At 63.5% G+C, this 21,920-nt stretch carries 20 protein-coding genes; 11 read left to right on the forward strand and 9 right to left on the reverse strand.

Translation table 11 applies throughout. The annotated features are described in order from the left end of the window. Nucleotides 1-64 precede the first annotated feature (64 nt). Nucleotides 65-1,819, reverse strand: coding sequence for an ABC transporter ATP-binding protein (locus tag EOB80_RS26030; RefSeq protein WP_127330669.1), 1,755 nt, complete (start codon nucleotides 1,817-1,819; stop codon nucleotides 65-67). Nucleotides 1,820-1,988: 169 nt separating this feature from the next. Between EOB80_RS26030 and EOB80_RS26035 the strand changes: the two genes are divergently transcribed. The 3 genes from EOB80_RS26035 to EOB80_RS26045 all read left to right on the forward strand — a co-directional run bounded on the left by EOB80_RS26035 (nucleotide 1,989) and on the right by EOB80_RS26045 (nucleotide 4,671). Beyond that, nucleotides 1,989-3,278 carry an amidohydrolase family protein gene (locus EOB80_RS26035; protein WP_127330671.1) on the forward strand — a complete coding sequence of 430 codons (1,290 nt, stop codon included), beginning with the start codon at nucleotides 1,989-1,991 and terminating at the stop codon, nucleotides 3,276-3,278. Nucleotides 3,279-3,365: 87 nt separating this feature from the next. After that, nucleotides 3,366-3,632, forward strand: coding sequence for a hypothetical protein (locus EOB80_RS26040; protein ID WP_127267473.1), 267 nt, complete (start codon nucleotides 3,366-3,368; stop codon nucleotides 3,630-3,632). 115 nt (nucleotides 3,633-3,747) lie between these two features. Then, nucleotides 3,748-4,671, forward strand: a complete 924-nt coding sequence (locus tag EOB80_RS26045; RefSeq protein WP_127319198.1) for a DMT family transporter — start codon at nucleotides 3,748-3,750, stop codon at nucleotides 4,669-4,671. Between the two features lie 7 nt (nucleotides 4,672-4,678). Here EOB80_RS26045 and EOB80_RS26050 read toward each other — a convergent pair whose 3' ends face one another. Further along, nucleotides 4,679-5,581: a phosphotransferase family protein gene (locus EOB80_RS26050; RefSeq protein WP_127330673.1), complete on the reverse strand. Its 903-nt coding sequence runs from the start codon at nucleotides 5,579-5,581 to the stop codon at nucleotides 4,679-4,681. Between the two features lie 101 nt (nucleotides 5,582-5,682). Here EOB80_RS26050 and EOB80_RS26055 point away from each other — a divergent pair, with 101 nt between their 5' ends. Further along, nucleotides 5,683-6,315 (forward strand): class I SAM-dependent methyltransferase, encoded by a 633-nt coding sequence (locus EOB80_RS26055; RefSeq protein ID WP_164762725.1) that lies wholly within the window; start codon nucleotides 5,683-5,685, stop codon nucleotides 6,313-6,315. Nucleotide 6,316: 1 nt separating this feature from the next. Here the strand turns inward: EOB80_RS26055 and EOB80_RS26060 are convergent, their stop codons facing one another. Together EOB80_RS26060 and EOB80_RS26065 are read right to left on the reverse strand one after the other, a co-directional pair. Continuing rightward, the gene (locus tag EOB80_RS26060) at nucleotides 6,317-8,770 is read right to left on the reverse strand and encodes an FAD-dependent oxidoreductase (RefSeq protein WP_127330677.1); all 2,454 of its coding nucleotides are present in this window, start codon (nucleotides 8,768-8,770) and stop codon (nucleotides 6,317-6,319) included. Further along, entirely contained in the window at nucleotides 8,767-9,654 is an 888-nt protein-coding gene (locus EOB80_RS26065; RefSeq protein WP_127330679.1) for a phosphotransferase family protein, read from the reverse strand. The genes EOB80_RS26060 and EOB80_RS26065 overlap by 4 nt, the downstream gene beginning before the upstream one ends. Before the next feature lie 401 nt (nucleotides 9,655-10,055). On the opposite strand from EOB80_RS26065, the gene EOB80_RS26070 reads away from it, so the two are divergent. Continuing rightward, on the forward strand, nucleotides 10,056-10,832 hold the full coding sequence (locus tag EOB80_RS26070) for a DeoR/GlpR family DNA-binding transcription regulator (RefSeq protein ID WP_027039687.1): 777 nt from the start codon (nucleotides 10,056-10,058) through the stop codon (nucleotides 10,830-10,832). Here EOB80_RS26070 and EOB80_RS26075 read toward each other — a convergent pair. Both EOB80_RS26075 and EOB80_RS26080 read right to left on the reverse strand, forming a co-directional pair. Next, nucleotides 10,829-11,728, reverse strand: coding sequence for an NAD(P)/FAD-dependent oxidoreductase (locus EOB80_RS26075; protein WP_127330681.1), 900 nt, complete (start codon nucleotides 11,726-11,728; stop codon nucleotides 10,829-10,831). The genes EOB80_RS26070 and EOB80_RS26075 overlap by 4 nt on opposite strands. Continuing rightward, complete coding sequence (locus EOB80_RS26080) at nucleotides 11,718-12,167, reverse strand: Rrf2 family transcriptional regulator (RefSeq protein WP_127330683.1); 450 nt, start codon at nucleotides 12,165-12,167, stop codon at nucleotides 11,718-11,720. Before EOB80_RS26080 ends, EOB80_RS26075 begins: the two co-directional genes overlap by 11 nt. A gap of 88 nt (nucleotides 12,168-12,255) precedes the next feature. Here EOB80_RS26080 and EOB80_RS26085 point away from each other — a divergent pair, with 88 nt between their 5' ends. The 6 genes from EOB80_RS26085 (at nucleotide 12,256) to EOB80_RS26110 (ending at nucleotide 19,072) form a co-directional block, all read left to right on the forward strand. After that, nucleotides 12,256-13,167 carry a LysR substrate-binding domain-containing protein gene (locus EOB80_RS26085; protein WP_013528025.1) on the forward strand — a complete coding sequence of 304 codons (912 nt, stop codon included), beginning with the start codon at nucleotides 12,256-12,258 and terminating at the stop codon, nucleotides 13,165-13,167. A gap of 218 nt (nucleotides 13,168-13,385) precedes the next feature. Then, nucleotides 13,386-14,540 carry an ABC transporter substrate-binding protein gene (locus EOB80_RS26090; RefSeq protein WP_127267885.1) on the forward strand — a complete coding sequence of 385 codons (1,155 nt, stop codon included), beginning with the start codon at nucleotides 13,386-13,388 and terminating at the stop codon, nucleotides 14,538-14,540. A gap of 219 nt (nucleotides 14,541-14,759) precedes the next feature. Continuing rightward, nucleotides 14,760-15,770: an ABC transporter ATP-binding protein gene (locus EOB80_RS26095; RefSeq protein ID WP_127330685.1), complete on the forward strand. Its 1,011-nt coding sequence runs from the start codon at nucleotides 14,760-14,762 to the stop codon at nucleotides 15,768-15,770. 14 nt (nucleotides 15,771-15,784) lie between these two features. After that, on the forward strand, nucleotides 15,785-16,735 hold the full coding sequence (locus EOB80_RS26100) for an ABC transporter permease (RefSeq protein ID WP_197031622.1): 951 nt from the start codon (nucleotides 15,785-15,787) through the stop codon (nucleotides 16,733-16,735). After that, nucleotides 16,725-17,540 carry an ABC transporter permease gene (locus EOB80_RS26105; RefSeq protein ID WP_127320604.1) on the forward strand — a complete coding sequence of 272 codons (816 nt, stop codon included), beginning with the start codon at nucleotides 16,725-16,727 and terminating at the stop codon, nucleotides 17,538-17,540. Before EOB80_RS26100 ends, EOB80_RS26105 begins: the two co-directional genes overlap by 11 nt. A gap of 104 nt (nucleotides 17,541-17,644) precedes the next feature. Beyond that, nucleotides 17,645-19,072 (forward strand): gamma-aminobutyraldehyde dehydrogenase, encoded by a 1,428-nt coding sequence (locus tag EOB80_RS26110; protein ID WP_127330687.1) that lies wholly within the window; start codon nucleotides 17,645-17,647, stop codon nucleotides 19,070-19,072. Between the two features lie 138 nt (nucleotides 19,073-19,210). Here EOB80_RS26110 and EOB80_RS26115 read toward each other — a convergent pair whose 3' ends face one another. From EOB80_RS26115 to EOB80_RS26130, 3 genes are all read right to left on the reverse strand, one after another. Then, nucleotides 19,211-19,525 carry a hypothetical protein gene (locus EOB80_RS26115; RefSeq protein WP_127267881.1) on the reverse strand — a complete coding sequence of 105 codons (315 nt, stop codon included), beginning with the start codon at nucleotides 19,523-19,525 and terminating at the stop codon, nucleotides 19,211-19,213. Between the two features lie 55 nt (nucleotides 19,526-19,580). Next, nucleotides 19,581-19,943 (reverse strand): nuclear transport factor 2 family protein, encoded by a 363-nt coding sequence (locus EOB80_RS26120; RefSeq protein WP_127320608.1) that lies wholly within the window; start codon nucleotides 19,941-19,943, stop codon nucleotides 19,581-19,583. 386 nt (nucleotides 19,944-20,329) lie between these two features. Continuing rightward, on the reverse strand, nucleotides 20,330-21,883 hold the full coding sequence (locus EOB80_RS26130) for an alpha/beta fold hydrolase (protein ID WP_127330689.1): 1,554 nt from the start codon (nucleotides 21,881-21,883) through the stop codon (nucleotides 20,330-20,332). Nucleotides 21,884-21,920 lie beyond the last annotated feature (37 nt).

Consider the following 21,920-nt stretch of genomic DNA (forward strand, 5'->3'; position numbering starts at 1 on the left):
CTCATCCGTCTCGGCGCTGCGCGCCGATCCACCTTCTCCCACAAGGGGAGAAGGGAAGAGTGTGCTACGGCATCAACTGATACTCATAAAGCTTCTGGTATAGCCCACCCTGCTTGAGCAAGGTCTTGTGCGGGCCGCTTTCCACCACCTTGCCGGCTTCGAGCACCACGATCGTGTCTGCCTGGTGCACCGTCGATAGACGGTGCGCGATGACGATCGTCGTGCGGCCTTCCGTCAATTGCTGCAGCGCGTCGCGGAACAGCGCTTCCGATTCGGCATCAAGCGCGCTGGTCGCTTCGTCCAGCAGCAGGATCTCGGCATTGCGCAGCATGGCGCGTGCGATCGAGATCCGTTGACGCTGGCCGCCCGATAGCAGGCCGCCATTCTCACCCACATCCGTCTCGTAGCCTTTCGCCTGTGCGCTGATGAAGTCATGGGCGTTGGCCGCCTTGGCGGCGGCGATCACCTCTTCGTCGGTCGCACCCTCGCGCCCAAGCCGGATGTTGTGCATGATGGTGCCGGCAAACAGGAATGTATCCTGGCTGACATAGGCGATCTTTTCCCGCAGCGATGCGAGCGTCGCATGGGAAATATCCTGGCCGTCGAGCAGCACCCTGCCGCTCTTCGGGTCGTACATGCGCATGATCAAGTTCAGAACGGTCGACTTGCCGCCGCCGGAAGGCCCGACCAGCGCCGTCATCTTGCCGGGCGCAAGCGTCAGATCGAACCTGTCCAGCACCGGCGGCCCGTTTTGATAAGCGAAGTCGACGGCGTCGAACCGGATCTCGCCCGGTCCGGCCAGAAGCGGCTTCGCGTCGGGCTTCTCCACCAGAGTCAGCGGCTGGTCGGCGAGCTCGAACATCATGCGCACGCCGACAATACCGCTTTCCAGCGATATGCGCACGCGCGCAAGGCGCTTTGCCGGCTCATAGGCAAACAGGAGCGCCCCGATGAAGGCCATGATGTTTCCCGGCATCTGGCCGCCCTGCAAGACCAGGAAGCCGCTGACGAAGATGGCCCCGGCAATTGCCAGCCCGGCCAGCGTCTCCATCACTGGGCTTGTCGCAGCCTCCAGCGTCGCGATGTTATTGGCCCGGTTCTCGACGTCCGACACGGCCTTGTACATGCGGTTGCGCATTGCGCCTTCGAGGTTGAAGGATTTGACGACGCGCACGCCGATTGCCGTTTCCTGCATCACCTGCACGATCTGGCCGACCGAGCGAAACTCCATCGCGGCGAACTTGCGAACACGTTTGAGGATGCGGTTGACCCCGTAGATAGCCAAGGGGCCGACGACGAAGCAGATTATAGACAAGGCTGGCTGCTGCCAGACCATGACTCCTACCAGGACAACCAGCGACAACAGATCGCGCACATAGGACGTGACAACGAGGTCGAGCACGTTGCGCGCCGCCTGCGCATTGTTGGTCATGCGTGTGATCAGGTCGGACGACGAGGTCGAATGGTAGAATTCGATGCCTTGCGCCAGGATTCGGTCGTAGATCTTGCGCTGGCGATCGGCGATGATGGCGTTGCCGACCCGGCTCATGAAATAAGCCTGGATGAAGTTGGCGAGACCCTTGAGAATGAAGATCGTGGCGACCCCCGCCGCAATCAGGTTGACGCGGTCAATCCGCTTGAAGACCACGAATTCGTCGGTGATCTCTTTGAGAATCCAGGCGCTGGCGCCGGTCGTGGCGGCCACCACAAGCATCGACAAGATGGCGGCGCCGTAGCCAAACCTGTGCTGATAAAAGGATTCCCGGATCAACCTCGCAACGAGGCGCTGGTTTTCCGTCGAGCGGAAGAAACGAAACAAACGGCGGATCCTTGAAACCGGGACAACGAAGGCGGCTTATAGAGGGAGTTGCGGCCGGATGGAACCATCCGCGGCCGCCGCGGACAAACCGCTGTTGCAAGCGGCATCGACGGGATGCGATTTTCAGCCTCGGCACTATCAGATGATTCTTTTGACGGGATGACGACAGATGGCTTTCGACCTTATCGTTCGCGGCGGCACACTGCCTGATGGCAGGGTTGCCGACATAGGCATCAGCAGTGAGACGATCGCGGCGATCGAGCCCACCCTGCAGGGTCCTGCGCGGACCGAGGTCGACGCCCGCGGCAATCTGGTCTCGCCACCCTTCGTCGATCCGCATTTCCACATGGACGCGACGCTCTCCTACGGCATTCCGCGCATCAACGCGTCGGGTACGCTGCTCGAAGGCATTTCGCTATGGGGCGAGTTGAAGCCGCTTTTGACGCATGAGGCGGTGCGTGATCGCGCATTGGCCTATTGCGACTGGGCGGTGTCGATGGGCCTGCTCGCAATCCGCACCCATGTCGATGTCTGCGATGACAGGCTGCTGGCGGTCGAGGCGCTGCTCGAGGTCAAGAAGACGGTCGCTCCCTATATCGACCTGCAACTGGTCGCTTTCCCGCAGGACGGGTTTTATCGCGCTCCATCGGCGCGTGAAAACACCATTCGCGCGCTCGACATGGGCGTCGACATTGTCGGCGGCATCCCGCATTTCGAGCGCACCATGGCCGACGGCACGCGCTCGGTAACGGAGCTGTGCGAGATCGCGGCCAGGCGCGGCCTGATGGTCGACCTGCATTGCGACGAGACCGATGATCCGCTGTCGCGTCACATCGAACAGCTTGCGTATGAGACGCAGCGCCTTGGTCTGCAGGGCAAGGTCGCCGGTTCGCACCTCACCTCGATGCATTCGATGGACAATTACTATGTCTCGAAGCTGCTGCCGCTGATCGCCGAGGCCGACGTCTCGGTCATTCCCAATCCGCTGATCAACATCATGCTGCAGGGCCGCCACGACACCTTCCCGAAGCGCCGGGGCCTGACTCGGGTCAAGGAAATGCTGGCGCTCGGCATTCGCGTCGGCTGGGGCCAGGATTGCGTGCTCGATCCCTGGTATTCGCTAGGCACCGCCGACATGCTCGATGTCGCCTTCATGGGCCTGCACGTCGCTCAGATGTCGAGCCCGGCCGAGATGGCGCGCTGCTTCGACATGGTCACCAACGTCAATGCCGCGATCATGGGCCTCGATCATCTCGGCCTGGCGGTCGGCAAGCGCGCCAGCCTGGTCGTCCTCGATGCCGGCAATCCGGTGGAGGCCCTGCGCCTGCGCGCCGAACGCCTGTGCGTCATCGCCAGGGGCAAGGTGGTGGCGGAGCGGACGAAGCAGGAAACCAGGCTGTCCATCGACGGAAGGCCGGTACTTGTGAACCGACGGCACCATTCGCATCAGGACCAATAGGACACCGCATCTGCATCAAGGCTCTGAGCTTCGCCCGTCCGGAAATAAGTCTACATTAAGGCTCCACTTTTATTCGAGGAGGATTCCATGTGGCGCAAGACTGTGATGGCGGTGGCGTTGACGGTGCTTTGCACCGGCTGCACGACGGTGACGGCAGAGGACCGCCGCGCCGCCGACGAAGCGAAATGCCGGTCCTACGGCTTCGTCAAGAAGAATGATGCCTTTGCCGAGTGTCTGCAGCGCATCGATCTGGAGCGGCGTGCGGAGCTCAGACGCACCCCGGCTTTCGACCCCTGGGACAGGCCGGTGATCTATCGGCCCATTATTCTCAGGCCGCAGCCAAAAGGGAACTGAATCGCGCAGACCCAGCCGATTCCCGAGGCTGGCCTTGCCGATTTCCGGTTTTCTCCTCGTCAAAGCCGCCGCTTCCGTCTACGACGCGGCTAACTAGGGAGGAATCGGGATCGGCATGACGCAGCCCGTGGCGCAGAATTCGACGATCAGGAATGTGCTTCTGGCCGGCATTCTGCTGATGCTGGCCGGCGACTTCCTGTTTGCGCTGAACGACGCCATGGGCAAGTGGCTGGTCGCCAGCTTCTCCGTCGGCCAGGTGGTGCTGATCCGCTCTATCGGCGCCTTCTTCGTGCTCGGCCCGATGATCGCCAATCAGGGCCCGGCCAAGCTGTTTCGCATGGAACGCCTGGAGCTGCAGCTGCTGCGGGTGGTGATGACCACGCTCGACACCGCGCTATTCTATGCCGCCGTGGTCTATCTGCCGCTTGCCGATGTGATGAGTTTCTACATGGCCGGGCCGATCTACGTTGCGGCACTCTCGCACCTCCTGCTTGGCGAAAAGGTCGGCTGGCGCCGCTGGATGGCGATCCTGCTCGGCTTCTGCGGCGTTTTGATCATGCTGAAACCGTCCTCGGCGGCGTTCTCGCTGTCATCGGGTTTTGCGCTGGTAGGCAGCATCTCCTTCGCCTTCGCCATCATCCTCAACCGCCGCCTGCGTGGCACCAGCGACACCAATCTGGTGACATGGCAGACCATCGGCACGCTGCTGGTCGGCGGTGTGCTGACCATCGGCGCCTGGCAGACGCCGTCGGCACTCGATCTCGGCGCCATGCTGCTGCTCGGTATCGTCTCCTGCGGCGCCCACCTGATGATCACCAGGGCGCTCAAGCTGGCGCCGGCTTCGACATTGGCGCCGCTGCACTACACACTGCTGCTGTGGGCGGTGGTGTTCGGCCTGGTGTTCTTCGGCGACGTTCCCGGTCCGCGCATCCTGATCGGCTCGGCCATCGTTGTTCTCGCCGGCCTGTTCATCTTCCATCGCCAGAAAGTGGTCGAGACCACTGTGCCGCCCGAAAACGTGCCGAAGGGCGTGAGTTAGTCCAGGCTCAGCCCCGGTGTATTGCTGCCAGATGCCGCGAAAACTCCGGCGTCTCCATCAGCGCCTTGCAGCGAGCGAAACGGCCATCGGCATAAGCGCGAAAATCATCGACCGGGTTGTTGTTGGCAAGCTGGATCAGCCCCCACAAGGTCCACAACAGGTCGCACATCGCCTTGTAGATGACGATGCGGCCGCGCTCCGCCGGCCTTGCCTCGCCGCCGAAATAGGCGCGCATCATCTCTTCGTCCTGGGCCGTGTCGAATTTGCCTTCCACGCTGAGGTCGCCAAGGTCCCAGAGCGGATCGTTCATGCCCGAATATTCCCAGTCGACTATCCACATCCGCTCGCCCGTATCGAGAAAGTTCTCGCACAGCGGATCACAGTGGCAGGCGACGATCGGCAGCGGATGGGCGGCCAGCGCCGAGCGGACGCTCTCGGCGTCTCGCACCACGTCATGATAACCGGCGGGCAGGGCGACCTCCTTGGTGGATAGCACCTTGAGGTAATCGTCGATCATCGCGAACAATTCGAAGCGGAAGGGAAACACCGCGCCTGAATCGTGCAGCTTGCGAAAGGCTTCGCCGGCGCGTGCCGGACTGCCCGGACGTGTCCGGAATTTCTCCGGCGACATCGTTTCGGCGCCGGCGATGTAGCGTGTCACCATCACCCCGGTACCGGGGTCGACATGCAGCACCTCGGGACTGACCCCCGCTTTTGCAGCTTCGCGCGCGGCCACCGCTTCGTTGGCCCGGTTGATGTATTCCTCGGTGCCCTTGCCGGGAATGCGCAGGCAGAAGTCGCCGGCCTTGAAGACGAGATTGGTGAGGCCGCCCAGCCGTTCCAGCGGCCCGCTGTAGCCGGCCAGCATGGGAATGGCGTCCAGTGCGGCACGCGCCTCGTCTGTCACCATGCCTGCGCCCCCACGCTGTTATTTGTCGCAGCGACGGTTCCACAATTTTCGCGCTTTGGCTATCATCACTGCGAGATCAAAAATTGGCGGACTGGATAAAAGTGGCGGACAGCAAACATCAGGGCGCGCTCGGCGCGGCCTACGCGGCAAAACGGCCCGAAGAGGTGGCTGCACTCTATGACCGCTGGTCGGAAACCTATGACGCCGACATGTCGGCCGCCGGCTATCGCCATCCGACGATCTGCCTTGCGTTGCTGGCCCGCCATCTGCCGCGCGGTTCAGCACCGCTGCTCGATGCCGGGGCCGGCACCGGGCTCATCGGTGAATGGCTTGATATTGCTGGTTATCCCTTGGTCGAGGCACTCGATATTTCACAAGGCATGCTGGACCAGGCGGCCCGCAAGGGCATCTATTCCGCGTTTCATTGTCTGGCGCTGGGCGGTCATCTGCCTTTTGACGACGATGCCTATGCCGGGATCATCTCGGCCGGCGTCTTCACCTCGGGCCATGTCGGCGTCGAGGGGCTGGACGAGCTAATCCGCATCTGCCGTCCGGGCGGCGTGATCGTGCTGACGGTCAAGAACACGCTGTGGGATGCCGGCTTTGCCACGCGTGTCGGCGAGATCGAGGCGCAAGGCCTCATCACCCGCGTCGAGGAAACGCGTCCTTACGTCTCGATGCCCGGCGAGGCCGACACGGTACCAAGCCGCGGCCTCGCTTTGCGCGTTATTTGACCTACGCTTTGACTCTGGCGCCTGCCGGATCATACATCGGCTCGAGGTGGATATTGGCCTGCGTCCTCTCCATCGCAACCACCAGTTCATAGTCGCCGGAAGCGAGAAAATCATCGCTCACCCCGTCGGCGTTGCGCACATAGCCGTAGCCGATGTTCCTGCCCAGCGTGTAGCCATAACCGCCGCTGCTGAGATAACCGACCGGCTCGCCATTGCGCAGGATGGTTTCGCGGCCGAGCAGCACGATCTCGGGGTCTTCGACCGTGAAGCCGGCAAAGCGTTTCTTCAGTGCCGCGCCGCTGGTCTTTTCCAGCGCGCGCCGTCCAACGAAATCGGTGTTCTTGCGCAGCTTGACCGCCCAACCGAGCCCGGCTTCCTGTGGCGTGTCGTTGGGGGTGATGTCGGATCCCCAGGCGCGATAGCCTTTTTCCAGCCTTAGCGATTCCAGCGCCCGATAGCCGACCGGTCGGATGTCATGCTTCTCGCCTGCCGCCATCAGTGCGTCGAAGACTTCGCCGGTGGCCGCGATCGGCACATGCAGTTCCCAGCCGAGTTCGCCGACATAGGTGACGCGCAGTGCCCGAACCGTGTGGCCGGCGATGGCAATCTCGCGCACATGGCCGAACGGGAAGCCGGCATTCGACACGTCGGCTCCGGTCGCCACCGAGAGCACGTCGCGCGCCCGGGGACCCATCAGCGACAGCGTGCCGAAATCCTCGGTGACGTCGACAAGCATGGTGTCGAGCCCTTCGCCGATATGATCGCTGATCCATGAGAAATCATGCGTGCGGAAACCGGTGCCGGTGACGATATAGAACTTCTCTTCGGCCAGCCGCGCCACCGTCAGATCGGCCTCGATGCCGCCGCGCGTGTTGAGAAGCTGCGTATAGGTCAGCCGGCCGACCGGCTTGCTGACGTCGTTGGCGCAGATCCAGTCCAGCGCCTTCAACGCATCTGGCCCGGTCAGCTCGTATTTGGCGAAAGACGATTGATCGAAGATGCCGACCTTATCCCGCACATGCCGGTGTTCGTCGCCGACCGCCGCGAACCAGTTCTGCCGGCCCATCGAATAGATGTCCTGCGGCTCGACGCCTTGCGGCGCGAACCAGTTCGGCCGCTCCCAGCCGAGCTTCGAGCCGAACACGGCGCACTGCTGTTTCAGCCTGTCGTAGAGCGGCGAGACGATGCGGGGTCTCCCGGTGGCATACTCCTCATGCGGGAAGCCGATCGTGTAATGCTTGCCATAGGCCTCCAGCGTGCGGTCGCAGACCCACTGCCGGTCGCGGTGCAGTTTGGAAAAGCGCCTGATGTCGACCACCCACAGGTCGAGCGGCGCTTCGCCGTCGACCACCCATTGGGCCAGCACCCAGCCGGCGCCGCCGCCCGAGGCGATGCCGAAGGCGTTGAAGCCGGCGCCGACGAACATGTTGGCGCATTCGGGCGCTTTACCGAGAATGGAATTGCCGTCCGGCGTAAAACTCTCCGGCCCGTTGATCATCTGCTTGACGCCGACGGTTTCCAGCGCCGGCACACGCGCGATCGCTTGGCTCATGTGCTGCTCGAAATGGTCGTAGTCGTCGTCGAACAGCCTGAATTCCCAATCATTGGGAACGTCGTCGCCGGGGAGACCAGTCGCCCAGGCCTGCGGGTTAGGCTCATAGCCGCCCATCACCAGCCCGCCGACCTCTTCCTTGAAATAGGTGCGCCGATCCGGGTCGCGGATGGTCGGCGCGTCGGTCGCCAGCCCGTCGATCTTCTCGGTGATGATGTACTGGTGCTTCACCGGCTGCAGCGGCACGTTGATGCCGGCCATAGCGCCGACCTGCCGCGCCCATTGGCCGGCGCAGTTGACCACCTTGTCGCAAGCGATGTCGCCCTTGTTGGTCTTCACCACCGTGATGCGGCCGTCCTTCATCTCGAAGCCGGTGACGCGGACATCCTCGAACAGTTTGGCGCCATGCATGCGCGCGCCCTTGGCCAGCGACTGCGTGATGTCGGAGGGGCTCGCCTGGCCGTCGGTCGGCAGCCAGGAGGCGCCGACGAGATCGCCGGTCTCCAGCAGCGGCCACATTCTTTTCACCTCGTCCGGCGACAGCAATTGCATGTCCATGCCGAAGCTTTTTGCTGTCGTCGCCAGCCTTTTGTACTCGGTCCAGCGGTCGGCATTGGTGGCGAGCCTGAGGCAGCCGGTCATCTTCCAGCCGGTGGCGAGACCGGTCTCGGCCTCCAGTCCCTTGTATAGGTCGACGGAGTATTTCAGCACGCGGGTGATAGACGCCGACGAGCGCAATTGCCCGACAAGGCCGGCGGCATGCCAGGTCGAACCCGAGGTCAGCTTGCCCTGCTCCAGCAGCACCACGTCAGCCTTGTGGTCGCGCGCCAGATGATAGGCCGTCGAACAGCCGATGATGCCGCCGCCGATGACGACGATGGCGGCCTGGCTCGGCAATGTCATGATTTCTGTATCCCGTATTTTGTCCGGTAGTTTTCCAGTGCCGCGTCGAGCCGGGCGAGGTTTTCCTCGGTGTAGGCGACGTAGTCGATGCCCGGTGCGTCGAGATAGAGCTCGGAGACCATGCTCCACATCGCCTCGCGCAGCAGCGAGGCGCATTGCATGGCCGCGTGCGAACGGCGGATCGCCTCGTCCGGTTCCTTCATGAAGTAGGCGGTCAGGAAGGCAAAGGATTCCTCGTCGCTCATGCCGGCGTTGGAGGCGGCGCCTGCGAGGTCGAACATCGCCGTGTTGAAGCCGGCATATTCGAAGTCGATCAGCCATAGTCTGTTGCCGTCGTCGAGAATATTGGCCGGCAACAGGTCATTGTGGCCAAAGACGATCGGCAGCAGTTTCTGCGCGCGCTCCAGTTCGTCGGCCAGTGTCAAAAGGCGCGGCAAGTCGCTGCGCTTGCGGCTGCCGCCTTCCTCAAGCGTGCGTGCATAGTCGCGGATGACATGGAACACCCAGAACATGAAGCCGGCGCCCGAGACGTGATTGGGCATCTCCCGGTGGAAGGCGCGCATCAGGGCCGCGACCCGGCCGAGATTGGCGCGCACGTCTTCCGCCAGATAGGTTTTCGCACCGAGAAATTCCGTCACCAGTATGCCTGGCTCGGCATGGCGGACGGCTGGCGCGAAACCGGCGGCATGCGCCGCCCGCGCGGTCATAACCTCGCGCTCGCGAAAGACATGGTGGAACGGATAGTCCTTGCCGAAGCGCACGACATGTCGTCCGGCCGCGTCCTTGACCACATAATTCGCGTTGCTCAGGCCGCCGGGCAGCGGTGCGATCTCGATGCCACCGGTCCAGCAGGGCAGGGCGCGGATGCGATCTTCGGCGGTCACGGAACATCCCTGGTTTGCTGGGCTTCGACAAGGCGCCGTGAACAGCGCAACGATGGCGGGAGAAACGTAAATGATCTCGTCGGTGCGGGACGCCAGGATCGGTATCCCGCACCGCACCGACGAGCCCCTTGGCCAGGTTTTTGAGCCCGGCATCCGCCCCCGCGGATCTGAAAATTCCTTGAACAGGCACGTTCCAAACGGCCTGACCACTGAGTTGCGGCTCTGCCCCCAGTCGCAGATCTGAAGCCTATTGATGTCTTCGATTTCACGCCAGGGCTGCCCGCTTGTCAATAAAAAGGTGTGACTTTTTTTGGGTATTTTGCCCGAAAGCGTAAGGTAGTTCCTTTAAAAGCACTTGAATTACCTTAAAATCGGTCAGGAGCATCAGTTCGGGAAACCAGATGGCCCAGTCCAAACGACACGGCGAGATCCTGCGGCTCCTGCAGGAAGAGGGCACCGTCACCATCGCCAGTCTGGCCGACCGGCTGGGCGTGTCGCTCGAGACGGTGCGCCGCGACGTCAAGCCACTGACTGGTGATGGCTCTGTCCTCAAGATGCATGGCGCCATCGGCCTGCCGTCGATGATCGGCGAAGCGCCGTTCGAGCGGCGTATGCGTGAGAACGCCGACGCCAAGCGCGTCATTGCCCGCATGGTCGCCGCCACCATACGCGACGGCGAATCGATCATGCTCGACACCGGCACGACGACCTCGTTCCTTGCGCGTGAACTGCTCGGCCACCGGCGCCTGACGGTCGTCACCAATTCCTCGGATATTGCCCGCACCCTGGCCACCATCAACGGCAACAAGGTCTATATGGCGGGCGGCGAGCTGCGCAGCGATTCCGGTGCTGCTTTCGGTGCCTCGGCGATTGATTTTGTCAGTCGCTTCTCGGTCAGCCACGCCATCATTTCCACCGGGGGCGTCGACGCGGTGATGGGCGTCATGGATTTTGATCTGGATGAGGCCGAGTTCGCCCGCATGGTGCTGTCGCGCGGCCAGCGGTCCCTCGTCATCACCGATCACTCGAAATTCGGCCGTCTTGGTCTGGTCCAGGTCTGCGGCTTCGACAGCTTTTCCGAACTCGCCACCGACCGCTCGCCGCCGCACGACCTGGCTGCCGCCCTGGCCCAGGCCGGCGCGCGGCTCAGCATCGCCGGCGAGGAAGCCGGGTTCTAGCCGAACACCAGCGACTGGTGGGCGCAGACGCCCGCAAAGGTGCCACCCGATACCGCAAAGGCAATATTGTGCATCGAGCGTGCCGCGTCGCCGGCGGCGTAGACGCCGGGCACGGTCGTCTGCTGCCTGTCATCGACTGATATCACCGGGCCGAGGAGGCCTTCGGAGAAGCCGCAGCCGAGCTGTTCGGCCAGCGGGCTGGCCATGATGTTGCGCGGAGCGGTGAACATCGCCCTGACGCCGGCCTTTCGGCTATCGTCGAGGTGGACGATCAACCCGCCGGAGCCGTCTTCCCGCAACTCGGCAACGCTGGTGGGCTCAAACCGCACCTTTCGGCTCTCCAACGCGCGCATCTGATCTGTGTCGGGTTCGAACAGGCCATTGCCGAACAGTGTGACATCACCCCAATCGGCGATCAGCTGTGCCTGATGCAGGGACATCGGGCCGGTTGCGAGCACGCCGAGCGGCCCGCCGGAAACCTCGTAGCCGTGGCAATAGGGGCAGTGCAGCACGCTCCTGCCCCAGAGCTCGGCAAGCCCGGCAACCTCCGGCAGGATATCGCGCACCCCGGTGGCCAGCACCAATCGTGCGGCACCGAATGTCTCGTCGCCATCGGTGGTGATTTCGAAATCGCTGCTGCCGGCGGCAACGGCCTTGTCGGCGCGCCCGTCGACAACCCTGGCTGTCGGGTAGGCCAGCAGCTGCCGCCTTGCGTCAGCCAGGATTGCGCCAGGCGCACGCCCGTCCTGGCCGAGGAAGCCGTGCGAATACTCGGCAAAGCGGTTGCGCGGCTGGCCGGCGTCGATCACCAGCACCTTGCGTCCTGCCCGCGCCACCTGGATGGCGGCGGACAGGCCGGCAAAGCTGCCGCCGATGACGGCAAGATCATACTGCATGGCTGGAGACTCCAATGAGATCAAAACGGCGGCGGAAATCGGCGGTCAGGTCGGCCAGCGTGATGCTGCTCAGCTTCTCCGCCAGCAGCCTTTCGGCGGCGATGCGAAAATCGTCGAGGACGGCGATCACCGCCTGCTCGACGAGGCAGCCGGGGCTTTCCGGCTCGGTGCTGAACGGCAGCAGCGTCTCGCCAAGGGCGACGCTGATCTCGGCCAGGGATATTTTCTCGGGCGCCCGCCCGAGCAGCCAGCCGCCACCGTGCCCGCGCGACGAGGTGACGATGCCGGCGTCGCGCAAGCCTGCGATGGTGCGGCGGACCACAACCGGATTGGTGTGGATGAAGGTGGCAAGCTGCTCGGAGGTCAGCGCCTGTTCGGGCTTCTCGGCCATGTGGACGAGAATGTGCAAGGTCGAGGACAGTCGGCTGTTGCGTTTCATGTAACTTAGTTAGTTACGATTGGCGAAGCCGTCAAGTGTTCGCCGGTCGCCACTTCCCAGCATCGCGTCCGCCGTGTTTAGTCCGGCCATGGCTTTCACCATCCGCCAGTTGCAGTTCTTCATCGCCGTCGCCGAGCAAGGCACGGTTTCGGGCGCCGCGCAGAACCTGTCAATCTCGCAGTCGTCGGTCACCGAAGCGATCAAGGAGCTTGAAAGCGATCTCGGCGTCGAATTGTTCGAACGCCATCCGCGTGGCCTCAACATCACCCACAAGGGCCACCAGTTCCTGCGCCACGCGACGAAAATCCTCGCGGACGTTTCCGACGCGCGCCGCTCTTTCTCCGGCGAGCAGGCGGTGGCGGCCGGCCGGCTGCAGCTCGGCGTCACCTCGCTGGTTGCTGGTTATGTGCTGTCGGATCTGCTTGCCCGCTACCGCCGCGCCTATCCCGGTGTCGAGGTCTCGGCCATCGAGGACAATGGCGATTATCTCGAACACCTCCTGATCGGCGGCAAGCTCGACATTGCCGTCATGGTCACCTCCAATTTGCGCGACCGCACCGCGTTGCAGTCGGAAATCCTCGAAGTCTCGGCCTATCGGCTGTGGCTGCCGCTCGGTCATCCGCTCGTCGGCGCCGACATCATCAGCATTGGCGACATTGCCTCCGAAACGCTGATCATGCTGACCGTCGACGAGATCGAGGAGAATACCGGCAAGCTGCTGACGGCAATCGGCGCCAAGCCGCATGTCGCCTTCCGCACCCGTTCCGTGGAAGCCGTGCGCAGTCTCGTCGCCACCGGCGCCGGCGTGGCGCTGCTGCCCGACCTCGTCTACCGGCCCTGGTCGCTGGAAGGCGACCGCATCGAATCGCGCGATATTTCCGGCTCCTTGCCGGTGGTCCAGGTCGGCATGGTCTGGCGGCGCGGCTCCGGTCTGCCGCAGGCCGCGCGCGATTTCATCGGCCTTGCCCAGTCGCAACGGACGGTTCGCCAGCGTCCCTGAGAGATCGGCTGCAACCTATCGGAAAAACCGATATCGCCCTTCTGATAAATGAATTTGCGAAACCGGAATTTTCAAAGCACTTTCGGTTCAGGGACCAAAGCCGCCATCAGAGCGGCATCAAGCCCAACGGACGAACTGACAGTTTTCAGTCCGCGCGTGACCCCTAGCGAAGACCGAAACCGGCTTTCAGGGTCAGGCGCCTAAATGGGAGATCGACAATGAATTCATTCCTGAAGTCATGCACTGCTCTGACGGTCGCGCTGACCTTTTCCGGTCAGGCCGTCGCCCAGGTCAAGGAACTTGGCAAGGGCGAAGGTCAGGTCAACATCGTTGCCTGGCCGGGCTATATCGAGCGCGGCGAAACCGACAAGGGCTATGACTGGGTGACCTCCTTCGAGAAGGAGACCGGCTGCAAGGTCAACGTCAAGACCGCCAACACCTCCGACGAGATGGTCTCGCTGATGAATGAGGGCGGTTTCGACCTCGTCACCGCTTCGGGCGATGCCTCGCTGCGCCTCGTTGCCGGCAAGCGTGTGCAGCCGATCAACACCGATCTCATCCCGAGCTGGAAGACCGTCGACGAGCGCCTCAAGGACGCGCCGTGGTTCACCGTTGGCGGCGCCCACTACGGCGTTCCCTACCAGTGGGGTCCCAACGTCCTGATGTACAACACCGACGTGTTCAAGGAAGCTCCCAAGAGCTGGAATGTCGTCTTCGAGGAAATGAAGCTGCCGGACGGCAAGTCCAACAAGGGCCGCGTCCAGGCCTATGACGGGCCGATCCACGTCGCGGACGCCGCCAACTATCTGATGTTCCACAAGCCGGAACTTGGCATCAAGGATCCCTACGAACTGAACGAGGACCAGTACAAGGCGGCACTCGACCTGCTGCGCGTCCAGCGCACGCTGGTCGGCCGCTACTGGCATGACGCCGCCATTCAGGTCGACGATTTCCAGAACGAGGGCGTCGTCGCTTCCGGCTCGTGGCCTTTCCAGGTCAACACGCTGGTCGCCGCCAAGAAGCCGATAGCGTCCACCATTCCGGAGGAGGGCGCGACCGGTTGGGCCGACACCACGATGATGGAAGCCGATTCGGCCAACCCCAACTGCGCCTATATGTGGATGGAACATTCGCTGTCGCCCAAGGTGCAGGGCGATGTCTCGGCCTGGTTCGGTTCGCTGCCCGTGGTGCCCGCCGCCTGCAAGGGCAATGAGCTTTTGACCGACGAGGGCTGCAAGACCAACGGCTACGAGAACTTCGACAAGATCAAGTTCTGGAAGACCCCGGTGTCGAAATGCGCCACCCAGAACGACCAATGCGTGCCGTACTACCGCTGGGTGTCGGACTATATCGGCGTCATCGGCGGAAGGTGATTCCGCGCTTCGCCTGAGAGTGCAGCGCCGCCCCTCACCTTACCCTCTCCCCGTGAAGAAGCGGGGAGAGGGGGGTCACCGGTCTTGGAGTGCTTCCCTTCTCCCCGTCACTGTACGGGGAGAAGGTGCCGGCAGGCGGATGAGGGGCAGCGCAAACGCCCGCTAGAAGAACGCTGCACCGCAGCCCGAATTGATTTGCCTGACAGATCAGGACAGCCCATGACCTCCGCCGTCTCCTTCCAGAAAGCCTCGCGCCATTTCGGCAGCGTGCGCGCCGTCGACGCGGTCGATCTCGACATCGTGCCGGGCGAATTCTTCGCCATGCTCGGCCCGTCAGGTTCCGGCAAGACCACCTGCCTGCGCCTCATCGCCGGCTTCGAGCAGCCGACATCGGGCTCGATCTCGATCTTCGGCGAACGCGCCGAGGGCGTTCCGCCCTATCGCCGCAACGTCAACACCGTGTTCCAGGACTATGCGCTGTTCCCGCATCTGAACGTGCTCGACAACGTCGCCTACGGGCTGATGGTCAAGGGCGTCGGCAAGGCTCAGCGGCACAAGGCGGCGGAAGAGGCGCTGTCACTGGTGCGGCTGCCCGGCTATGGCGCCCGCCGCCCCGGCCAGCTTTCCGGCGGCCAGCGCCAGCGCGTCGCGCTCGCCCGTGCGCTGGTCAACCAGCCAAAGGTGCTGCTGCTCGACGAGCCGCTCGGCGCGCTCGATCTCAAATTGCGCGAGAACATGCAGGAGGAGCTGAAGTCGCTGCAGAAGGCGCTCGGCATCACCTTCGTCTTCGTCACCCACGATCAGGGCGAAGCACTGTCGATGGCCGACCGTGTCGCTGTCTTCAACGATGGCAAGATCATGCAGATCGGTACACCGGAGGATATCTACCAGCGGCCAAGGACGCGCTTCGTCGCCGATTTCGTCGGCTCCTCCAACGTGCTGCCGCCGGATTTCGTCCAGCGCTATTCCGGCCAGCATCGCTGGGGGAGTCTTCGCCCCGAATCCATTCGCGTCGGCCGCGCGGCCAGCGCGGGCACAAGTGGCGAAGGCGTATCCGCCCGCCTCGTCTCGACCAACTATCTCGGCGCCACGACGAAGCTGGCGCTCGACGCCGACGGGCTGCGGCTGCACGCCATCGTGCCCGCCGGCACGGCCTTGCCTGGGGAAGGCGAGGCGGTGGTGCTCACCTTCAACCGCGAGCACCTGCATCTGATGGACGAGCCGGCATGAGCCTCGACGCCGCCATGATGCGTGCAACAGCGCCCGCCATCCTGCCCGGCAGCGGCGGCTTGCGCGGCGCGCTATCGGACCTTTTCTGGCGCAAGCCGAAGGTCCTGCTGCTGCTCATGCTGCTGCCTCCGGTTCTGTGGCTGGGTATCGTCTATATCGGCTCGCTGTTTGCGCTCCTGGCGCAGAGCTTTTTCTCCATCGACGAGTTTTCCGGCCTCATCAACCGTGAGTTCACGCTCAAGACCTATGGCGACCTGTTCCAGGCCGCCAATCTCGACATCATCCTGCGCACGGTGACGATGGCGGCCTTGGTCACGCTGGCCTCGGCCGTCATCGCTTTCCCCATCGCCTATTACGCGGCGCGCTATGCGCGCGGTCGCTGGAAGGCGCTGTTCTATCTCGGCATCATGCTGCCGCTGTGGTCGAGCTATCTGGTCAAGATCTACGCCTGGAAGCTGATCCTGGCCAAGGAGGGCATCCTCACCTGGCTCCTCGCCAAGCTGCATTTGTTGTGGGTTCTCGACGCCTGGCTGTCGCTGCCGATCGTCGGCGGCAATTCGCTGTCGGTATCGTTCACCGGCACCTTCATCGTCTTCGTCTATGTCTGGCTGCCGTTCATGATCCTGCCGGTGCAGGCGGCGCTGGAGCGCGTGCCGGGCAATCTGGTCGAGGCCTCGTCCGATTTGGGGGCTTCGCCGGGACAGACCTTCCGCAACGTGCTGTTCCCGCTGGCCCTGCCGGGCATTGTCGCCGGTTCGATCTTCACCTTCTCGCTGACGCTCGGCGACTACATCATCCCGCAGATCATCGGCACCTCGCGGCTGTTCATCGGCCAGGCGGTCTATTCGCAGCAAGGCACCGCCGGCAACATCCCGCTCGCCGCCGCCTTCACCGTGGTGCCGATCGTCATCATGGGCTTCTACCTCTGGGGCGCCAAGCGCATGGGGGCCTTCGATGCGCTCTGATGGTTCCCAGTCGGCTCCGCTCGGCCTGAAGATAGCCGCCGCCTGCGGCCTGCTGTTCCTGCATCTGCCCATCCTGCTGATCTTCGTCTACGCCTTCACCACCGAGGAGAAGAGCTTCGTCTGGCCGCCGCCAGGGCTGACCACGCAATGGTTCGCCGTGACCTGGAACCGGCCGGATGTCTGGCAGGCGCTGTCGCTATCGGTCAGGGTTGCCTCCATCTCGACTGCGATTGCTTTGGTCCTCGGGACGCTCTGTTCGGCGGCGGTGTCGCGGACAAAATTCTTCGGCCGCGAAACCATCTCGCTGCTGGTCATCCTGCCGATCGCCCTGCCCGGCATCATCACCGGCATCGCGCTGCGCTCGGCCTTTTCGCTGGCCGACATCCCGTTCTCGTTCTGGACGATCGTGCTCGGCCACGCCACCTTCTGCGTCGTGGTCGTCTACAACAACGCCGTCGCCCGTTTCCGCCGCACCTCCGGTTCGATGATCGAGGCCTCGATGGATCTCGGCGCCGACGGTTTTCAGACTTTTCGCCATGTCGTGCTGCCCAACATCGCCACGGCACTGCTTGCCGGCGGCATGCTGGCTTTCGCTTTGTCCTTCGACGAGGTCATCGTCACCACCTTCACCGCCGGACAGCAGCAGACGCTGCCGATCTGGATGCTGGAAGAGCTGATCCGCCCGCGCCAGCGCCCGGTCACCAATGTCGTCGCTATGGTCGTCATGCTGGTGACGCTGCTGCCGATCCTTGCGGCCTATTACCTTACCCGCGATGGCGACCAGATCGCTGGAAGCGGGAAATGAAAAACAGCGAATAGGGAGTGGCGAATAGCGAATAAGGAAGATCGACGGTCAAACCCTACTCGCTTTCAGCTACTCGCTAATCGCTCCTGTTAAGGGAGAATCCAATGGACACCCAGATGCTGATCGGCTCGAAATTCGAGAAGGGCACCGAGACCGAGGAGCCGATCCTCAATCCAAAGACCGGGGCGACCATCTTCAGCCTGCCCGAGGCCAGCCAGGCGCAGATCGAGGCGGCGGTTACCGCCGCCGAACAGGCGTTCGTCTTGTGGTCGCGCACCACGCCGGCGCAGCGCTCCGGCTATTTGCTGAAGATCGCCGACCGCATCGAAGCCGACGCGAAGGAGTTCGCCACGCTCGAGGCGCTCAACTGCGGCAAGCCGATCAACGCTGTGCTCAATGACGAAATCCCGGCGATCGTCGACTGCTACCGCTTCTTCGCCGGCGCCGTCCGTTCGATGCCGGGCGTCGTGGCCGGCGAATACATTCCCGGCCACACCTCGATGGTCAGGCGCGACCCGATCGGCATCGTCGCTTCCATCGCGCCGTGGAACTACCCGCTGATGATGATGGCCTGGAAGCTGGCGCCGGCAATCGCCGGCGGCAACACGGTCGTGTTCAAGCCGTCGGAGCAGACTCCGCTGACGGCGCTGAAGCTTGCCAAGATCCTTGCGGAAATCCTGCCCGAGGGTGTCGTCAATGTCGTGCTCGGCCGCGGCGACAGCGTCGGCAACACGCTGATCAACCATCCCAAGGTCAACATGATCTCGATCACCGGTGATGTCGCCACCGGCAAGAAGGTGCTGCAGGCCGCCGCCAAGTCGGTCAAGCGCACGCATCTCGAACTCGGCGGCAAGGCGCCGGTCATCGTCTTCGATGACGCCGACCTCGGTGCCGTGGTCAACGGCCTGCGCGCCTTCGGTTATTACAATGCCGGCCAGGACTGCACCGCCGCCTGCCGCATCTACGCCGGCAAGAAGATCTACGACAAGCTCGTCGCCGATCTGTCCTCGGCCGTCTCGACCATCAAGTACAACCGTCCCGACGACACTGAAAACGAGATTGGCCCGCTCATCTCCCGCCGCCAGCGCGACCGCGTGTCGAGCTTCGTCGAGCGGGCCTCGGAACTGAAGCACATCGAGATCACCACCGGCGGCAGGCCGGGCGAGGGTTCTGGCTTCTACTACCAGCCGACCGTCGTCGCCGGCGCGCTGCAGGAAGACGAGATTGTCCGCCGCGAAGTGTTCGGCCCGGTCGTCTCGGTTACCCGTTTTTCGGAGGTCGACGAGGCGGTGAACTGGGCCAATGACAGCGACTACGGCCTGGCGTCATCGGTATGGACCAAGGATGTCTCGCGCGCCATGGCGACGGCCGCCCGCCTGCAATATGGCTGCACCTGGATCAACACCCACTTCATGCTGACCAACGAGATGCCGCATGGCGGGCTGAAACAGTCCGGTTACGGCAAGGACATGTCGCTCTACGCGCTGGAAGACTACACCGCCGTGCGCCATGTGATGGTGGCTCACAGCTAGCGCCTTCCCTTCTCCCCGTTTTACGGGGAGAAGGTGGCCCGAAGGGCCGGATGAGGGGCAGCACGTCCCTGGCAAAGCCGGCTCCGCCCCTCATCTGCCTGCCGGCATCTTCTCCCCGTGAAACGAGGAGAAGAATCACTACTCCACAATGCGATAAATATTCCACAGGCTGGTGCCCGACACGACATAGGGCTCGATCTCCTTGCCCCATTTGGCATGGGCGTCGATCTTGCCGATCTTGGCGAAGAACGCCTCCAGCTGGGCCAGGCTTTCGACCTGATGATGGGACTCTACCGTCGCCTCCCGCGCGCCGATCGAACCGGTCATGATCTGGAATTCCAGCTCGTCGATGCCGACCTGCGAGCCGATTTCGCGTTCCCATTTCTTCAACAGGTCGAGCACGGTCTGCTTGTGTCCGAACTTGGCGTCGATCTGCCATCTGGCGCTGAACATCGTCTTCTCCTCCAGGTTTGCGGCCCAGGCCGCGGTTGATCCACCGGCTGTTGGTCTACTCGTCCCAGGCCTGCACGACGGTCTGACTTGCGATCCGCCCGTCCTTCAGCTCCAGCATCGCCGCGCAGAACACCTTCGTGCCGTCCGGATAGGCGCAGGCTTGGGTGAAGGCGAGACTGTCGCCGTCGGCGATGGTGGTATCGACCTTGTGGGTCATCGCGCGGCTGCAGATGTCGTCCCAGAATGTGGTGATCGCGGCGCGTCCGCGGATCTCGCGCGGCTTGCTCGGCGGGTTGTTGCGGTCGATCACCCGCACCAGCGCGTCGTCGGCATAAAAGCTCGACAGCATCTTGCCGTCACGGGTTTCGATGGCCTTCTTGATCGCCGCACCATCCACTGTTTGGGTCTTGGTCAGCATGTCATCCTCCATTGGCCCGTCTTCCGGGCGGTTGATGGTCGAAGTGCTGCCGGGCGCTTGTCGCCAGGCAGTGGTTGTTACTGCGACTTCGCCTTGACGGCCGCGAACACGTCGTCGGCCTGCTCCTTGAAGGTCGTCAGATCGACCTGGCTGCCGTTGAGCATCGTTGACCAGCGGCGCACGATCGCGGACATCGCCGCCTCCTCCTTGATCTCCTCATCGCTGGCGCCCTGCCGCTATCGCAAGCGATTTGAGTGTTTGGTTCGACGTCAGCATTTCCTCCTCCGTTCGCAGCACCTTTCCCGACGACATCCGCCTGGCCTGCATGGAGAGAATTGATAGCGCTGACCCGCCCATGGCCGCTTCGCCCGAAAGCGCCATGGCTCTCATGGTCCGTGCGGGCCAGGGTGCCTGGCCGAAAACGCCGCCGCCGCCGCCCGCGACGGCAGGTCCAGCTTGAGCAGTATGTTGGCGACATGGCGCTTGACCGTGTGTTCGCTCAGCCTCAATTCGGCGGCGATCGCGGCATTGCTCTTGCCGTCGGCGACGAGGCTCACCACCTCGCTTTCGCGCGCCGTCAATGCGGCCGGCTCGGCAACCCTGGGTTTGGGCCGGCAGGCGGGTTCCAGATGCTGTTCGGACGTCGCATGGACCAGCGCCAGCCGCTCCTCCAACTCGTCGACGCTGATGCGCCCGGCGTCGGTGAAGTGCAGGCCCGACCCAGCCGCCAGATCGGCGATCAGACGCGACGCGATAATGTCGCCGCGGCCGGCATGGGCGGCCAACTGCATCGCCACCCGCGCCGTCATCCCAACGGGCGGACCGCGCATTTCGATCTCGCCGACATGCGCCCCTTGCGCGCTTGCCACGCCGATTTCCTGCGCCGCCTCGCGCAGGGCTGCCGCGCAGCGTATGGCGCGTGCCGGGCCGTCGAAGCGCGAAATCATCAACTCGCCATGCAGGCCCACAGAGCGCCCACCATGGCGTCCGACCAGCAGCCGCCAGGTTTCTTGGAAGCGTTGGCTGCGTTCGCTCCACATGCGGTCGCCGAGCCGCGCCGTATCGTAGATGCGTGTCACCAGAAGTGCCGCCAGCACGCGGTCCACTTCGCCTACGGCGCGCTCGCCGGTCAGGAATTCCTCTATCAGGTCGGCCACCCCATCGACATCGCCGGTCCAGATCGGATGGTCGCGTCCGTCAATCTCGACCAGCCGGGCGCCGGGAATCTTCTGTGCAAGGAAGCGGCTGGCATCGGGGTCGACCCGCGCATCGTTGCGGCGATGAATCACAAGCGTCGGCGCGCTGATCACGTTCAGGATGTGGCGGATGTCGACGTCGGCGTTCATGCGCGCCAGCGCCGCCGCCGCCGTCGGGCTCGCCGACAATCGTTCGAAACGTGCCCACCACTGGGCGAAATGCGCGTCGTCGACCCGGCTCGGCGCGAAATGGGGCAGAGTGGCGCCGGTGCCCCAGGCTGTCTCCGCCATCTCGATGAAAGCGTCGAGGCGTTCGGGCGACATCACCCATTTGTGGAAATGCGCATAGCCGCCATAGAGCGCCAGCGCCCGCGTCCGCTCCGGATAGGTGGCGGCGAACAGCATCGCCATCGGCGCGCCTTCGGAGGAGCCGAGCAGGGCTGCACGGCCGCTGCCGGCGGCGTCCATAACTGCGCGCACATCGTCCATCCGCGTTTCGAGACTGGGCAGGTTATGCGCGTCGACGCGGTCGGACAGACCCGTGCCGCGCTTGTCGAGCAGGATCAGCCGCGAGAATGCCGAAAGCCGCTTCAAGAGCCTGGTATAGCCCTCGTCTTCCCAGTGCAGGTCGAGGTTGGAAATGAAGCCCGGCACGAAGACCAGATCGAGCGATCCCTGCCCGACCACCTGATAGGCGATCCTCATATCGCCGCTACGGGCGTATCGCGTCTCGATCGGCCTCACGAGATTTCCACCCCGGCCTGACGATTTCTGGTCGTCA

The organism is Mesorhizobium sp. M7A.F.Ca.MR.245.00.0.0, from assembly GCF_003997415.1.
Lineage (GTDB): Bacteria > Pseudomonadota > Alphaproteobacteria > Rhizobiales > Rhizobiaceae > Mesorhizobium.

Bases quoted from the DNA above. Each gene is read 5' to 3' on its own strand.
- EOB80_RS26105 (WP_127320604.1), top strand. From the start codon at position 16,725: ATGCGCTCTGATGGTTCCCAGTCGGCTCCGCTCGGCCTGAAGATAGCC.
- EOB80_RS26070 (WP_027039687.1), top strand. From the start codon at position 10,056: ATGGCCCAGTCCAAACGACACGGCGAGATCCTGCGGCTCCTGCAGGAA.
- EOB80_RS26035 (WP_127330671.1), top strand. From the start codon at position 1,989: ATGGCTTTCGACCTTATCGTTCGCGGCGGCACACTGCCTGATGGCAGG.
- EOB80_RS26060 (WP_127330677.1), bottom strand. From the start codon at position 8,770: ATGACATTGCCGAGCCAGGCCGCCATCGTCGTCATCGGCGGCGGCATC.
- EOB80_RS26110 (WP_127330687.1), top strand. From the start codon at position 17,645: ATGGACACCCAGATGCTGATCGGCTCGAAATTCGAGAAGGGCACCGAG.
- EOB80_RS26120 (WP_127320608.1), bottom strand. From the start codon at position 19,943: ATGCTGACCAAGACCCAAACAGTGGATGGTGCGGCGATCAAGAAGGCC.
- EOB80_RS26045 (WP_127319198.1), top strand. From the start codon at position 3,748: ATGACGCAGCCCGTGGCGCAGAATTCGACGATCAGGAATGTGCTTCTG.
- EOB80_RS26040 (WP_127267473.1), top strand. From the start codon at position 3,366: ATGTGGCGCAAGACTGTGATGGCGGTGGCGTTGACGGTGCTTTGCACC.
- EOB80_RS26080 (WP_127330683.1), bottom strand. From the start codon at position 12,167: ATGAAACGCAACAGCCGACTGTCCTCGACCTTGCACATTCTCGTCCAC.
- EOB80_RS26090 (WP_127267885.1), top strand. From the start codon at position 13,386: ATGAATTCATTCCTGAAGTCATGCACTGCTCTGACGGTCGCGCTGACC.
- EOB80_RS26075 (WP_127330681.1), bottom strand. From the start codon at position 11,728: ATGCAGTATGATCTTGCCGTCATCGGCGGCAGCTTTGCCGGCCTGTCC.
- EOB80_RS26085 (WP_013528025.1), top strand. From the start codon at position 12,256: ATGGCTTTCACCATCCGCCAGTTGCAGTTCTTCATCGCCGTCGCCGAG.
- EOB80_RS26115 (WP_127267881.1), bottom strand. From the start codon at position 19,525: ATGTTCAGCGCCAGATGGCAGATCGACGCCAAGTTCGGACACAAGCAG.
- EOB80_RS26100 (WP_197031622.1), top strand. From the start codon at position 15,785: ATGATGCGTGCAACAGCGCCCGCCATCCTGCCCGGCAGCGGCGGCTTG.
- EOB80_RS26050 (WP_127330673.1), bottom strand. From the start codon at position 5,581: ATGGTGACAGACGAGGCGCGTGCCGCACTGGACGCCATTCCCATGCTG.
- EOB80_RS26095 (WP_127330685.1), top strand. From the start codon at position 14,760: ATGACCTCCGCCGTCTCCTTCCAGAAAGCCTCGCGCCATTTCGGCAGC.